The organism is Mesomycoplasma sp., from assembly GCF_056854695.1.
Window position 1 is genome coordinate 23,372 of the sequence record NZ_JBXGGF010000003.1, and the last position, 13,849, is coordinate 37,220.

Annotated in this window: 6 protein-coding genes; all 6 read left to right on the forward strand. The window is 29.0% G+C overall.

The genetic code is table 4. From position 1 onward, the window contains the following. The first annotated feature begins 122 nt into the window (after positions 1-122). The 6 genes from ACJHWB_RS00625 (at position 123) to ptsP (ending at position 13,630) form a co-directional block, all read left to right on the forward strand. Positions 123-3,725, forward strand: coding sequence for a P97 family adhesin (locus ACJHWB_RS00625; RefSeq protein WP_483132592.1), 3,603 nt, complete (start codon positions 123-125; stop codon positions 3,723-3,725). An 18-nt stretch (positions 3,726-3,743) separates the two neighbouring features. Then, positions 3,744-6,860, forward strand: coding sequence for a P110/LppT family adhesin N-terminal domain (locus ACJHWB_RS00630; protein WP_483132593.1), 3,117 nt, complete (start codon positions 3,744-3,746; stop codon positions 6,858-6,860). 1,560 nt (positions 6,861-8,420) lie between these two features. Next, positions 8,421-10,166 carry a PTS ascorbate transporter subunit IIC gene (locus ACJHWB_RS00635; RefSeq protein WP_483132594.1) on the forward strand — a complete coding sequence of 582 codons (1,746 nt, stop codon included), beginning with the start codon at positions 8,421-8,423 and terminating at the stop codon, positions 10,164-10,166. A gap of 89 nt (positions 10,167-10,255) precedes the next feature. Continuing rightward, on the forward strand, positions 10,256-10,552 hold the full coding sequence (locus ACJHWB_RS00640) for a PTS sugar transporter subunit IIB (RefSeq protein WP_483132597.1): 297 nt from the start codon (positions 10,256-10,258) through the stop codon (positions 10,550-10,552). Between the two features lie 14 nt (positions 10,553-10,566). Continuing rightward, complete coding sequence (locus tag ACJHWB_RS00645; RefSeq protein WP_483132595.1) at positions 10,567-11,061, forward strand: PTS sugar transporter subunit IIA; 495 nt, start codon at positions 10,567-10,569, stop codon at positions 11,059-11,061. An 811-nt stretch (positions 11,062-11,872) separates the two neighbouring features. Continuing rightward, positions 11,873-13,630, forward strand: coding sequence for a phosphoenolpyruvate--protein phosphotransferase (gene ptsP, locus ACJHWB_RS00650; protein ID WP_483132598.1), 1,758 nt, complete (start codon positions 11,873-11,875; stop codon positions 13,628-13,630). Positions 13,631-13,849 lie beyond the last annotated feature (219 nt).

The window sequence follows — 13,849 nt, forward strand, 5'->3', positions numbered from 1 at the left end:
AAAAGCATGATTACTAACTTGTTTAAGACTTAAATAAAAATCTAAAATTTACTATTAAAAAAAGGATTTTTTAGTAAAATTTGTTAAAATATAGTCTTTTAAATGCAAGGATAATTTATTATATGAAAAATAAACAGATTATTACTCTTATCGGTACAACAGTTGCTGGAGTTTCTGTTTTTGGGTTGGCAGTTGGTCTTGCAACCACAGTGCGCTACAATTCAGAAGACCCTAAAAAAGCTGTTATAGCATTTGCAGAAAGTGTTGCAAATGTTTCTTTTAATACAAAAGCATTTCCAATTGATGCAAGTTATGAAAGCATCAAAAAACAAATTTTTAGCCAAGGTGGACCTGAGGCAGACAAAGGTGTTGATTTTAGTAAAATTTTAACTTTTTATGAAAAATCAAACACTGATAACACTGATACAACTAATGGTGCAAGTGAATTTAAGGCAATTAAAAATGGAACTAATTTAGATCCTCATTTTGTTGTTGATAGTTTCACTTTTGATGATAGTACAAAAACTTTTAAAGTTGATTATCATGTTGAACAAACACTTACAAATAACCACAATGTAATTTCTGGCAAATACACAAAAACTATTGCAATTGCACAACGAATGAAATTCTTCCTTGCTGATGTTGTAGAAGATGCAAAAACTAGTTTTACCAAACTTAGTGCTAATTCTTTAACTGATTTTCAATCTGCAACAGATAAAAATTTAGTAAAAGTTCCTGAAATTTCAAGAGCTATTGATTTTAAGGATTACGTTAACCAAGCTAATGATAGTCAAGAAGCTATTAATTTAATTGATTCTTATTTTAAAAATTTCAATGATATTTTAAATAATTTCACAAATAGCACTAAAAATGCATTACCAAATAAAGCTCCACTTTATTCATTTAAATTAGTGCGTAATCCTCTAACAAATAACTACATCGACATTGATGATCACGGAATTGCAAGATTTTATTTACAAACCAATTTAAGCTCTATTGCTAAACGTGATTTAACTAATTTAAATGGTGTTAAGTTATCTTATGTTGATTCTATTCAAATTGCTAACACTAGTGGTCAGCAAGTTGCAAGTTTTTTCACTAGTGCACAAAACATTTTAAATAATATTGACTTAGCAGCAGCTAAAGCTCAAAGTAACAATAATCGTAAAACAACTTTATCTGCCCAAACTAGCTCTACAACAAAAAATGGCAACACTGTAACCGCTAATAGTCAAAATACTAAACAAGATGCAAGCCAAATTACTGCTTTTGACTTTTTAAGTAAATTGCAAAGAAATCTTTCTTTTTATAGCACTTTAGAATCACGTCAAAACTATATTAAAGAAACTGTTGATTCTTATTTACAAAATGGATTATCATTTGTATTTAGTGGTGATTTAGATGCATTTCATACTTCAGGAGCTTTCCAAGCAACTGACTCTAGTGACCAAATCACTGGTTTATCTTATACCTTTTTAGATAAAAATATTAGTGTTACTCCATCGGCAAGAGATGGTTTTGAAGTATCTTTACCAGTTAAAATTGAATTAAAAAATAGTTTTTTTGGTGTTGATAATAATGATACTGTTGTTGCAAGTAAAGAAATTATTTTCAATTTAACAGGATTTAAAACTAATTCCGAAGTAAGTAGTAAAGATCAAGTAAGTTTACCATTTAAACCACAAGCTAGTGGTGATGGAACAACTTCTCAAACCAATGAATTATTGTTATTACCAGATCAACAAAAAAGATATGTTTATAACTTAGACCCATCTCCTTATTCAAGGTTTGTTTATGGTTTAGAACCTTATATGTCAGGAACTGTTCAACCCGCTTCAGTTACTACTCAACAAACTTCTACAGCTGCACCAGTACCAACAACTAAAGCAGCAGTTGGCTCAGGATCAGGACCAACAACTAGTCAGCCTGATGCAGAAGAGGTGCAATTTAACAAACTAACAAATGAAGAAAAACAACTAGTTAATACATTAACAGCTAATGCTTGAGGGCATTTTGTAAAAAGTTTTAAACCAGCTTCATCATCTGAAATTCAAGCATTAGTTGATAGTAGAAAAAACGAAGAACTTTATAAATTATTTAGCAATCGAGCAGGGTATGGCTATGATTTTGGTACCACAAATGCTTATGTAAATGCTTGAACTGGTAAAGATAGATTCCCTTCTATTGAAGAAATTAGTCAATTTTCAAAAGATGAAACTCAATTTGCTAAAGATAGTTACATTGATTCATTAGATACAACCGAATTTTTTAGCAAACCTGCTGATGTTGCTGCCTTTTATGCTAATTTAGCGCAAGAAGGACCTTTAGCTGTTGTTTCATATTTATTACCACTTGCAAAAGCTTGAGGAATTGTTGACTCAAATGTTGATGTAACAGAGAAAATTGAAGAATTCCAAAATAGTAAAGATAATATTTTTGCTCAAGCATTTAAAATTAAAAGTAACTCTTCAGTTGGTACAGAAACCAAAATTCTTTCATTTAATAAACAATATTTAAATCTTCACAATCAAGGTTTTTATTCTTCATTACTTTTACCTAAAAAACCTTATGAGTTGATAAAAACAGCATTTGGGGCATCAGATACTGCACAAAATATAACCAAAACTGATTTAAATATTCTTAGTGCTATTAAATCGTCAAAAGAGACATTGAGTTTAATCGATAAAAATGATTTTGAAGAAAGTGGATTTTTGAAAAAAGATAGCACTAACACACAAACAAATGCTTATCAACAATCAGGTGATTTTCAAGGCTTTAAATCATTTGGTGATGTTTTAATTGCTTTTTATATTAAAGCATTGCAATTTGATAACTTTGCACCATTTAGTGCAATTGATAGCAAACTTATTGCAAAACCTACTTTTGCTAACTTTAAATCATCAGTTGATGCAGAGATAACAAAAAAATTATTTGAAAATCAAATGAATGATGGGGATCCATATGCAAGTATTGATTACTATTATACTTTTGGTTACCCAAATGATAAAGGTGAAATTGACCAACCATTATTCATCACTCCAACTAAAACAATTATTTTTAATTTATCAACAGCAACATCAAAAGAATTTAAATTATCTGCATTAGACAAGGCTGTTATTTCTCTTCCAATTTACTACCAAAATGCAACTATAGATAATTTTAATGCTCAGTTTTTTAAACAAGGTATGACCCAAACTAGTGATAACCACGGTGATAACCAACAACAATGACTAGATGACTCGAATTTACATATTCTTGCTAATACATTAGGACAACAAGGTAAAGATTTAGAAGCTTATGTTGCTACACATTATCCTAACTACAAAATTATGGTTTCTTCTAAAGTAGACACCGATACTTTTGATTCAAATAAAAAAGTTATTACTTTAGCATTGCAAGAAATTACTCCTAAAACTTCAACAACAGTTGAAAATGCACCTCAGCAACAAGGGAATCAAGACACTCCTGGAGCAAAAGGAGCTTCTGGAGTTAGAGAAACACAAACTCCTCCTCCAGCTCCACAAGGTCGAGCTAATGATGACGATGAAGATGGAAGTTATGGAAAAGTAACACCTACACCAGTGAAACCACAAATGTCAACTGTTGTATACAAAATTTATGTATCTTTAAAACCAACAGTTCAGGAACCTCGAGCAACTAATACATTAGATTCAACTTCTACAACACCTCCAACTCAATCACCAACTGTTAAGGCACAACAATAAAATAAGGAGTAAATAAATATGAAATTTAAAAATCCCAAAACAATAATGGCTCTTGGTTTTAGTATCACAGCAATAGCATCTACTGCAGTTGCTGTGCCTTTAGCACTAACTTATTTTAGTTATTCATACAATAGCCAACTAGATGCGCGTCAGTTGTCTAGCACTCCTATTGAGGTAGTTTCAGGTGCGAAGTTTACTCAAAAGCAATTTGATGAAGTTGTAGAAGATTTGAAAATTAAACCTAAGTATGCACAAATGCAGGTTGATAATGCATTAAAACTTGATAGAAGTGGTCTTTATAGTTTTAGTTTAGTTAATGCCTATGATTTTAGTGCTATTGAAAATGCTGGTTTCAATGTTGAAATTGACTCTAGTGATGCAACTATTAAAGGCAACATTATTAAGAATGTAATTGTTAAGGCTGACAAAGTTAATGGTATTACTTATACTAAAAACGTTGATCTTAAAGGTTTTGCTGCACCTGTTACACTTCCAGCTGGAACAAGTAAAACTTTAGATTTTGAACCCGAAAAATCTTCAATCACTTTTAGTGGTACTCGTTTTGTTTTACCTTCAGAATTTGCTTTTATGCTTGAAGATAAATTTCAACGTAACTTTAGTGATAGTCGTGATTTAAATCAAGCTTTTGTAAATGCTTTAAAAGAGGTAAATGCCAAATTAGATATTCGTAATGATTTGAACTTACCAAGTATTTTGACACAAGGTGAGTCTTTGTTACCACAAGTAACTATTAATGATGAGGCTGCTAAAGCACAAATGGCTATTGGTCAACAAAAATCAGATGCACCAGTTTATAATTTGAACTTTAGTAACTCTAGTGATCAAGATGGAACTTTAGCAATTAATTTAGAAATTTTTGATAGTAAAACCCAACAAGTTAAAGCAAAATTTAGTTTAGAGATTGAAAATTTAGCATCTCAAAAACAAATTAATGATGCAATACAAGAATTAGTGTCTAAAAATATTAATCAATACTTTAGTATTAACACAGATATTCAATATGCTCTAAACAAAGATAATTTAACTTTAGTTCAAATGTTGAGTGAAAATCAGTTTAGCCCATCAGTTGTTGCAGCTAGACAAGCGCCAGGTTGATACAAGTGATATGTAAGAAATCAAGAGAAACAAGCTGCAGCAGCAGCTGAAAAAGCAAAAAAAGACGCTGAAGCAGCAGCAGAGAAAGCTAAACAACAAACTGCAGCAGCCGCTAAAGCTCCTGCACCACAACCAACTCCTGCACAACTACCAGCTGAAGAAGAAGTTGTTTTTAGAGCTAAATCTAAAGATGATGTTGCTGCAATTGCAACAACTCCTGCACCTATAAAAGTTGTAAAACCTATAGATCCACTAGAAGATATCAACACTTACTTTACAGTTAAACCAGGCGTTATTCCAAATACTGATCCACGTTTAGAAAATTATAGTTTTGAAATTTCTAATACAGCACTTGATTTAACAAAAGATACTACAGGATCAAATGATTCAAAAGTTAACTTCACTCTTAGTGTAACTAAAAAATTAAATGTTCAATCCCCTTATTTGCAAAACCTTGCATCAGGATCACAAAACCCTAAAAATACTAGTGTTATTTCAAATAATTATCAAGGTCTTACAACTAAAACTATACCAACTCAAGGAACAGCTCCTTATTCATATCAAATTACATATAATGTTCCAGTTTCAGTTGAGTTACCTTTATATGAAATTAAAAGCGCTTCAACCTTGACAAAACAAATTCCAGTTAGTGAGTCACATTCACTATTTTTAGCTAGTGATGCTTTTGCAATGGCAAAAGATTTAACAGAATTAGCTAACAAAAATGAGTATAGTTTAGATGAATTAGGTCGTATTGTTTCAGCTGTGTATCTATTTGGTAAAGGTTACTTAATTCAAGGTGACCAAAAAACAGTTTTAGTTAGCGAAATCGCTAAACAAAATACCACTATATCTAAAGCTGATGTTCAATTTGCTTTTGAAGATTTGGGTACACGAATTTGAAATTTAATTTCGCAAACTAATGAAAACTTAACAGCTAAAGTAGAAATGGTTACCAAAGATAAAATCGCCTTTAGTTTAGTAAATAGCAATAACATTGCTATCGAAACTATTCAAGTTGATGGTTTTGGAGTTAAATCTCCTGCATTTGTTGCAGCCAATAAATATCGTGCCGATTTATTTTTAGATGCTCGTTATGGTGGAATTGTTGATGATCAAAAAGGTGGTCAATTTATTCGTGATTATACTAGAGGTGATTTGAAATTCAATTTAAATGGTAATACTTCTAGTGTTCAAGGGATTAGTCTAAACAAAGCACTAACTTTTGAAAATAACAAAACTACACCTGCTGCTGCAACTACTACACAAATTAAAAATGGAGCATTATTTTTAGCAGTTGATCTTAAAAATATCCAAGATGGTAAAAAATATTACTTACTAACTAATAGTCAAGGCAAAGGATTGTTTGTTCAAAAAATTACTAAAGAAACACAAACACCACCTTCAACTACTCAAGCACCAGACTTTAAAATTTCATATATTTTAGGAATGGACATAGAAACCCAACCATCTGGTAATGGACAACAAAATACAGCACTAGCATTATTGTTATCAGGGGATGCATCAAAATTAGTTAAAGATAATAATGGTGTAAGCTACGATGAAAATGAAACAGATAAAACTATTTCTAAAAATGTAGTTAATAATCCAAAAACTAATTCAGATCAATTTGATAAATACAACATTTTCTTACAATATCAACAGAAAAATCAATTTGACCAATATGCACCTATACAATCCAATTCTACTTTAGTGCTTCAAATTGTTAAAAGTGGTACATCATTTGATATTGTTGCGCAAACAAGTGCAAGTTCAAACCCTTCTCACTCCGATATAGGTTCTTTAGTATTTTCAATTAAAGATAATGGTAATACTTTGAACTGAGATAAAATTGGTGCAGATGTAGCTCTTTGAAAGAAAGATTCAAAAAATAAAGTTGTATTTAAAGGGTTGGCAATTTTCGAAAATAATGCAAAACTTGCTAGTGATGAAAATCAGATACCAAGCAATGATGAAATTAGACAAGCGTTTGTTGACACTTATATTTTAAATAAATAAAAAAACTATTTCAAATATAAAAAAACCTAGTAAATTTTTTGAAAATTTTAAAAATATGTTATAATCTTATACCGGCACTATTAAATGGTGCCGGTATAAAAATTTCTTATCTTATTAATTTGTAAAAATTTATAATTGTTTATAAAATTTATCATTGTTTTCTAAAATAAAAAAAAGTTTATTAATTTATTTAAAAAATTTTCTTTTTAAATAGTCCATTATAAAAGATGTTAAATTAAATTAATATCAAACAAGTTTTTAATGTTTAATAGTTATATGTTATATATAGCATCTCCTTTATTTATTTTTTTATAATTCATTCTCATTAGTTATTTTATAAAAATATAAAATAATTTATAATATTACAAACCAGAGACACAAATTGCTCTGGTTTTTTTATATAAAAAAATGTTAGTTTATACAGACTAACATTTAAAATAAATAAAAAATCTGTAAACAAGCTTACAGATTTTTATAATATGAATTTTTTTTCATATAAGGAGGAGTAGAAGGATATATCTTGAATTCGATAAGAGTTTATAGAAACATTTAGAGAATTTTTTAATAAAACTTTTTGGCTAGCTAGGCTAACCAATAATTATTATAACACAAAACAAAAAAATAAGCAAAATTTTATATTTTAAGACTAGTGAAATTAAAATTTATAATATATATTTTATAAGAAAATAACCTTATTGTAAATTAAGACAAAGTTCTGTTATAAGACAATAAAAAACTTTTTACGCTTTTATTATTTTTAAAAAAATATAAAACCCACAAGCTTGTTTGTGGGTTTTATATGAAAAAATTATAATTAAGAAACGAAAGATTAAATGTAATACATTTTTTTAATTAACTATTATAATAGAGAAGTCTAAATTTAAATAATAACAGAGAGAATTAAGAAATTAAGAAAGAGAATTTTATGTTTTTAAATTAAGTATCAGAAAAGGAAGTATGAAGAAAAGTTTTATATACTCAATTCGTTTGTTTAACCAAGAAGAATAAAGATAAGTTAAACAAATAACAAAAAAATAAAATAAAGACCAGTAAAGGAATAGGAATAAATTATTAAAAAAACATTAGACAGACATGAACAACACAGTCAAAAAATAACGATCTCTACCACTTTATTTAAATAGTAAATTACTATTTAAATAACATTACAAAGGAAAAAGAGTTTTTAGTTCTAAAATAATGACGAATTTATACAATAGAACAATTATGATAACGAAAGGTAATTATCACACACAAAATTTCCTAGATTTTTGGCTAAGCAATATTACTAAACTTAGCCAAAAATTATTATAATATAAATATTTAAAAAAATAGAATTTTTTTTTAATTTTTATAGATCTTTATGTTATTTTTTAAAAAGTAAAATACAAATTAATTTTTAGTAATGACTTATAGTTTGAATAAATTTATCTGTTAATAAACAGCATTGAAATCATACAAAAGCAAAATGACTATAAAACTCTATCTAATTATTAAACAAATATTTTGCTTATCCCTTGATAACTCTAATAATAATTGGACTTATTAATAGAAAGGAAAAAAATGCTATTAACTAAAAGCAAAAATGCTAAATTACTTATGGGTATGTTAGTTTTTGTTGTTATTAATTTTTTAATAATTGCTATTACTTTAACAGTTAGGACAATTCACTTTAAACAATCATACACTAATGCTTCTATTTTTTTATTAAAAACGGTTTATTTAGATAATTTTTTAAAACAAAGTCCATTACTACTTGCAACCCTTACTTTAGTGGGGTATTTATCATTATCTCGAAGTTTGCGTGATGCAACTTTAGGAGCGCTAAAAACAGCAATTGGTGTATTTTTACTCACAATAGGTGCTGGGGCACTTATCGCACTTGCTAAACCTGTATTTGATACAATCAGTGGAATTAAATCGGGTGGGATAGTTCCGCTAGATCCTTATTTTGGTTGAACTAGTGCAAGTAATTTTTTACAAAAAGCTTTTGGTGCTGGTAACAACTTTTTAACTCTAGCTTCTTTTGTATTCTTATTTGGTTTTGCTATCAATTTAATTATGGTAGCAATAAGAAAATATACTAACACAAATTCAATTATGATTACAGCACATGTTATGCTCCAACAATCGACTGTGTTAACAGCGCTATTTTATGTTATTTTATTTGGCTCAATTCCACTTGTTGATGGTGAAATTGCTTTAGGATCTCAAATCGGACTTGTTATAATTGCGGGATTTTTTATTGGAATTTATTGAAGTGTAGCCTCAACTGCAACGCTCAAAATTACTAATATAATAAGTAAAAATGGTGGATTTTCAATTGGACACCAACAAATGCTATCTTTATTAATTGCTTATAAAGTAGGAAGGTTTTTTGGTCAAAAAGCAAATAAAGCTGAAGACCGCAAGCTACCATCTTATTTAAAAATGTTTGAAGATAATATTTTTACTCAAAGCATTATTATTTTTATTTTGTTTACAATTTTATTTATAATTATTATTAGTTATTATGGTTCAAGCGAAAGTATTTTACCTAGCTTTGCTGGTTTTAATATAGATTCGAAAGTTCCCACTATTGTAGCAATTGCCACTGCTTGAAATTCTAGCTTTGCTGGTGCTAATTTAGTTTTTATTATTTTAGGCGGTTCATTAAAAATGGTTGCATCACTACTTGCCATTATTACAGGTGTGCGAATGTTTGTCACTGAATTGCAGCAATCTTTTCATGGAATTTCAGAAAAAATTATTCCAGGAGCAGTTGTAGCTGTTGATGTTGCAGCTATTTATGGTTTTTCAATTAATTCTGTCACTTATGGTTTTATTTCAGGAGTTATAGGTCAATTTTTAGCTGTTATTTTAAGTGTTGTTCTAACAACTATTCCAGGTAATAACTATTCACTTGTGGCAATGCCACTATTTATTAGTTTATTTTTTAACTCTGGAGCTCAAGGGGTTTATGCCAATGTCGCAGGAGGTTGAAAAGCAGCGGCTTTAGTACCAGGAATTATAGGTTTTATTGAAATTATAATTATTTCTTTTGCTTTAAAATTAATAGAAAATATTTCAGGTTTGGGTATTCCTGTTGGCCAAAGTCCTGTAGCCACTGGTTTTTTGGGCATGAGTGATTGAAATCTTTTTTTTGGACTTATTTTAATTGTGGGGCAATTTCACATCGGAGCTGCGTGAGCAGCGGTTGTTTTTGGTATTGTGGCTTTAATTATTTTGGCTCAAATTGTCGATTCGACTACTCAAAGTAGACTAACTTGAGTTCAAAAACAACTAAAAATCAAGGTTAAATTAATTTAGTTGCCAAATTTTATTTAAATTTATTAAGTTATATTATAATATTGACTTAATAAATGGTAAGAAACAACTAGATGATTAAGAAAGGATTTATGTCACTAAAAATTGTAGCAGCTTGTGGCAACGGAATGGGCACAAGTATGATTATTAAACTAAAGGTTGAAAAATTAATTAAAGAATTCAACATTGATGCTTCTGTTGAAGCACTTTCAATGGGTCAATCTACAAGTTTAACCAATTCAGTTGACATTATAATAGCTTCTAATCATTTAACTAGTGAGTTTTCTAAAAACCAAAAAGCCAAAATTGTGGGAGTCACAAATCTAATGGATGAAAATGAAATTAGAAATGCACTTGCTCCAGTTTTGGTTGAATTAAATAAAATGTAGATGGATATTGAATTATGGCAAATAAACCAACTTTTCTAGATTATTTAAAATCTCAAAATAGCATCTTAGTTAAACAAGAAGCTAAAGATTGAAAACATGCAATTCGCATATCATGTGAACCATTGATAGAGCAAAAAATTGTCGAACCAAAATATTATGATTCTATTCTTTCAAATGTAAGAAGAAATGGACCATATTTTGTAATGAAAAAAAACTTTGCTATGCCTCATGCTAGCACTCGCAAAAACGTTAATAGCATAGGTTTTTCACTTGTTACTTTAAAAGAACCAGTTTATTTTAAAGGCGATGATAGACCAGTACAAATTCTTTTAACAATTGCATCCACAAGTGCCAAAGAACATGTCACTTTTATGTTACCGCAAGTGGTTGAAGTTTTTAGTAGTGATCGAAATATTGAAAAAATTATTCGTGCTAAAACTAAAGAAGAAGTTATTGCTATTATTGAAAGCACTAATTTTGCAAGTCAAACTTTTAGAGATTATCTTTAATTAAAAAAAGTTTGTTAATTTTTAAACTAAAACATATTGTCGATTTGCTTAAACAATGCTGCTACGACAATATTTTTTATTAACTTAAAGTTTAACAAAAAAGAAACTATATTAAGTATAATTATTAGCATATATGCTAAAATTTTAGTTTAGTTTTAATAATTAAAATAGGAGAATTATGGCAGAAATTATTAAATATAAATACAAACATTGAGAATTTTCAAAAATTGAAACTTCTTTTGAATTATTAAATGAATTTGTACGTGGCAATAGTAATATCAAAAATCCAAAAGGTGAAATTTTAAATCGCGTTACTGAAAGAATTCCTTTACGTAATTCAACTTTTAGTGACACTCTTTTTGTTGCTAAAATTATTAAAAACAATCAAAAAAGTCAACTAGTAAGACAAATTTTAGCTTTTGCTAACAAAAATTTACCTAAAAAAGATGTTGCTTTACTAAATCAAATCAGCAAGGGTAATGGAACTCGCGCTTTGGTGCGTAATTTTATGAATATGCTTTTAAAGCAATTTATTAAAAATAATTCTGATAAAATTCATTCAAGTTATATTTATCAAGATGGCATTTTAATGACTAATCATGCTGTTTATGACTATATTCTTTTTGAACCTTTTAGCCAAATTCTTAAACCATTTTTTTCAGATTCGCAAATTGTTGTGGAATTGGGTAGACTTGTAAAATTAATGAATTACTTAATTGAAACAGGAAAACCAGATGAACAAGAGTATGTTCCTGAACCAGAAGTTGAATTTGAACCAGAACCACAAATTGAATTAGAAGAAAAACCTGAAATTAAACCAGAAGCAACTCCATCACGTTCATATGAACCACTCCCTTTTTCAGGGATTTCTGCCTCTGGCGGAGTTGCTATTTCGCATATTTTAAAACTTGATGAAGTTAAAATAAATGTTAATGATACTAAAATAACAGATGTTGATGCTGAAATTCAAATTTTTCAAGATGCTATTAAAAAAACAGTGTCACAGATTGAAAACATCAAAGAAAAAGCTAAACGGCTAAAAGCAGAAGAATTAGAAATCTTAGATGCTCATATTTCAATTGCAACTGATCCTGCACTTGAGGAAGACACTGTTAAAATGATTAAGCAACACTATAATGCTGTTTATTCATTGAAGGAAACTGCTAAACAACATATTGGGATTTTATTAGAAACCAAAGATGAATATTTAATGGCTAGAGCAGCTGATATTCAAGATGCAACTACTAGAATTATAAAAAACATCTTAAATATTAACATTTTAGATCTTTCAGTTATTGATAAAGATGTTGTACTTGTAGCAGATGATTTAACTCCATCAGATACAGCTCAATTAAATCATCATGTTCGTGGTTTTGTAACTAAAATTGGTTCAAGAACTTCACACTCAGCAATCATGGCTCGTAGTTTGGGTATTCCAGCAATAGTTGGGATTGGTGATGAAGTTGATGAGATGTACACAGGTGATGAAATTGTTTTTAATGGTGATACAGGATTAGGGATTGCACGTCCAACTGAATCCCAAAAAGCTGATTTTATAAATCAACTAACTCAATATAAACAAGAACAAGCAGAACTAGATGAGTTTTTATCAAAACCAGCAATTACCAAAGATGGCCACAAAGTGATTGTAGCTGCTAATGTTGGTTCGGTTGAAGACACTCACGGAGCTGTTAAAGCAAATGCAGATGAAATTGGTTTGGTACGTAGTGAATTTTTATATATGGATGCACTAAATTGACCATCTGAAGAAGAACAATTCCAAAACTATAAGAAAATTTTAGAATTAATGAATGGCAAAAAAGTGGTTGTTCGTACATTAGATATCGGTGGTGACAAAACTTTAAAATACTTCGAATTCCACAAAGAATTAAATCCATTTTTGGGTTATCGGGCAATTAGATTATCGCTTGATAAAACAGATATTTTTTACACCCAATTAAAAGCATTAATTCGTGCTTCACAATATGGAAACTTAGCAATTATGTTTCCAATGATTGCAACTGTTGATGAATTTTTAAAAGCCAAAGCAATTTTTAATAGTGCATATAATGAAGTTAGAACTACAAATGACAAAATTGCTCCTCGTGATAAAATTAAATTAGGAATTATGGTTGAAATTCCAGTTACTGCTATTATGGCTACCCAATTTGCTCACCACGTCGACTTTTTCTCAATAGGAACTAACGACTTAATTCAATACTCAATGGCAGCTGATCGAATGAATGAAAAAGTTTCTTATCTTTACCAACCACTTAACCCAGGGATTTTAAAACTAATTAAAATAACTATTGATGCTGCTCACAAACACGGCAAACTAGTTGGAATGTGTGGGGAAATGGCAGGTGATGTAAATGCTGTTCCAATTTTAATTGGTTTAGGACTGGATGAATTTTCAATGTCAGCAAGTAGTATAAATAAAGTTAAAAAACTTATTTCTACACTAGAATATAAACAATTAGTCAATATTGCTCAAAAAACTACATTATTTGAAACTGAAGACCAAGTAGTTAGTTATCTTGAACATTTAGGTCTTATTTCAACTCATTAATAAAAATATAAAATTTAACAAAAACTAACCAAAATAAGGTTAGTTTTTTTATTTTTAAAAACTTTACTAAAAAAAGTTTACATTTTTTATCAAAAAAAATAAAACTATGCTACAATTTGATATTTGCTTTTGTAGAATTAATTAAATGTAAAAAACAAAAGTTAAAAAAGCTTTTTTACTCAAGAATGACAAAAAAGTGTTAAAATATTTAAAATCATA